Genomic DNA, 2,088 nt, shown 5'->3' on the forward strand with positions numbered 1-2,088 from the left:
GGTAGTATAGGGGAAATAATATAATAAATTCAAATAATTTATATATTATTAAAATAAAACCTAATTACTCTAGGGATTTTGAGTAATAGTAAAAAGTCGAAGTTAAGAAATTAGCTTCGATTTTTTATTCTACTACAAAAATATTATAGATTTAAAGCAAAGTATTATTAGTTTTTTATTATTTTTGAAAATATATTATATTGTAATATTACTATATTTTAATTACTAATAAATTTAAGTAATAGAAATTGGAATAGTATTGAGTATACTATTAATATATTTTTGAAATTTAATGTATATTTTAGAGGGGTAAGTATTGATGAGTAGAAGAATAAAAGCGTATTTTATAGGTGGTTTAGGTAGTAACTATTATTTTGTGAAGGATTTTTTTGAAGAGCTATATATGGATACTGTTTATCTAAATCCTTATAAAGAAATGATACAAGATAAAAAACATTACAAAGTTGGTTTGATAATGAAATAAAAAATGGTGAAGAGGTTTATTTAATTGGTCATTCACTAGGAGATGATTTGTCTAGATTTTTAGCATCACGTTGTTCAAAAGTAACTAAACTTATTTTATTAGATAGGGGATATTTGAACTTAGACGAGACTATTCTTCTTGAAAATGAGATAGAAGCAACAAAAGCTTATTTTGAGCAGCATACTTTTACAAATTTAGAAGAAGTTATAATAAATAAAAAATCTAAGTCATATTATTGGTCAGAAAATCTAGAACAAGCATTAAGACATTTATATCGATATAATAATACTTCTGATAAATTTGAATTAGATTTAGATTTTGAAAAAGTTTTTTATTTATTTAAATTACGTCGAGTTATTAGGCCATTCCAAAGAAATTTAGAATCAAAAGATGTATTATTTATAGCTCCGGCATATGAGGAAGAACCTGAATGGAGAAAGATATCACTAGATAAACTTCCAAAATATTTTGATGTTGAGTTACTGGAAGATTGTGGTCATGAGATGTATATTAAGCATCCTATTGAAATTGCTAACATAGTAAGCACTTAGTTGGATTGATAAAAAATAATTTAATTAACTTATTATTGTAAATGTCAATATAAAAATGTACAAAAGTTATAAAATAAAAATGTACAATTATTCAAAACTAACATGATTTTTCAAGGTATGAAAATAACAGATTTCTTTAGTAGTGAATTTTTTGAGTCTAATTTCTGGACTTATTTTGCTTTTGGAAAATGGAACTCAGTTGCCGAAATGTGTAGATATATGTTGAGATTTATTCATCATATTAAAGGACTACCTGATTTATCAGCACTTAAATTCACTAAATATAATCAATATGAATCATTAGTTCTACAATTAGTTAAATATTTAGAAAATCATGGTGTAACTTTTGAATACAATACTGTAGTTAAAGATATTAAAGTTGAAAAACAAGGAAAAGATTTAGTAGCTAAACATTTAATCTTAGAAGTAAACGGAGAACCTGTTGTTAGAGAATTAACAGAAGATGATTTAGTATTTGTTACAAATGATAGTATCACAGCATCTACAACATATGGTAACAATGATACTTCAGCTCCAGTCAGCAAAGAATTTGGTGGAGCTTGGTAATTTTGGAAAAACTTAGCCAAACAAGATGAGCGTTTTGGACGTCCAGAAGTATTTTGTGAGAATCTTCCAGATTAAAGCTGGTTTGTTTCAGCAACAACAACCATAACAGATAAAAGAATCGCAGAGTATATTGAAAAAATTAGTAAACGAGATCCTTATGTTGGTAAAGTAGTAACAGGTGGTATAGTAACAGCACGAGATTCAAAAAGATGCAGGATTGATTTAGATATATTTTTCTAGGTTATAGTTATAAAAAATACATAATAGATAGAAAAGACGATAGTGGAATGATCTGACCCCAAAAAGTTAGACTTAGGATAGCGTAGTAGTTGTAATGACTGCTACGCTATCTTTTTTATATTTACACGCTATCTTTTTTATATTTACACGCTATCTTTTTTATATTTACACAGTCATATGTTTTATTCTATATTGCTTAGGACTTAACCATCCTAGTTTCTCTTTTATTCTCTCTTCATTATAATA

At 26.2% G+C, this 2,088-nt stretch carries 3 protein-coding genes and 1 pseudogene; 3 read left to right on the forward strand and 1 reads right to left on the reverse strand.

The window, feature by feature from the left end; genetic code table 11:
* Positions 1-319 precede the first annotated feature (319 nt).
* The 3 genes and pseudogenes from JX287_RS09000 to JX287_RS07765 form a co-directional block, all read left to right on the forward strand.
* Positions 320-484 (forward strand): hypothetical protein, encoded by a 165-nt coding sequence (locus JX287_RS09000; protein WP_239650372.1) that lies wholly within the window; start codon positions 320-322, stop codon positions 482-484.
* Positions 485-531: 47 nt separating this feature from the next.
* Positions 532-1,035 carry a hypothetical protein gene (locus JX287_RS07760; protein WP_239650373.1) on the forward strand — a complete coding sequence of 168 codons (504 nt, stop codon included), beginning with the start codon at positions 532-534 and terminating at the stop codon, positions 1,033-1,035.
* A gap of 117 nt (positions 1,036-1,152) precedes the next feature.
* Positions 1,153-1,806, forward strand: a pseudogene (locus JX287_RS07765) (oleate hydratase); the annotation flags it as partial.
* A 201-nt stretch (positions 1,807-2,007) separates the two neighbouring features.
* On the opposite strand, the gene JX287_RS09135 reads toward JX287_RS07765, so the two are convergent.
* A partial coding sequence (locus JX287_RS09135) for an IS3 family transposase (RefSeq protein WP_430537379.1) occupies positions 2,008-2,088 on the reverse strand: 81 nt, incomplete at its 5' end.

This window comes from Gemella haemolysans (assembly GCF_901873445.1).
GTDB lineage: Bacteria > Bacillota > Bacilli > Staphylococcales > Gemellaceae > Gemella > Gemella haemolysans_C.

Coding starts and splice junctions, on each gene's coding strand:
- JX287_RS09000 (WP_239650372.1), top strand. CDS start 320: ATGAGTAGAAGAATAAAAGCGTATTTTATAGGTGGTTTAGGTAGTAAC.